Below are 341 nucleotides of genomic sequence, written 5' to 3'. Positions count from 1 at the left end.
AGCGAATTGCCGCTCAGCGCGCCAAAGCGGCGCTCGCCCTGCTGCCGGCCGTGGTCGGTCTTTTGCCGGCGATCGCCGGTGCACAGGCATCTCTCAAGCTTGTCGAACGAATTGGTTCAGGATTCGCTGCGTCGCCCGCGCGGCTCGCAGCCGTGAACTTCTGGTTTCGGCATGTGCACGTTTTCTGCAATCCGCTCATTTCAGGCACAATTCTTGCGCTAGGCATCTGCGGACTTTCTGCGGGCGAGGTGCTTCGCTGGGGTGTTCCTGCTGCACTCGTCTTCTTTTTTGCGGGCTGGCTTGCGTTGATTCGGCCGCTATCGCAAAAGGAGATCGAAAGC

1 protein-coding gene is annotated in these 341 nt (G+C 60.1%); it reads left to right on the top strand.

What is annotated here, in order from left to right:
- Nucleotides 1-341 (top strand): DUF401 family protein (locus tag H6A60_RS12875; RefSeq protein ID WP_205105259.1); only part of this gene is annotated, 341 nt, incomplete at both ends.

This window comes from Sutterella massiliensis (assembly GCF_016899755.1).
Classification (GTDB): Bacteria; Pseudomonadota; Gammaproteobacteria; order Burkholderiales; family Burkholderiaceae_F; genus Sutterella; species Sutterella massiliensis.
Note: the sequence above shows the minus strand (reverse complement) of the source record. Positions and strands in the feature narration are given on the sequence as shown.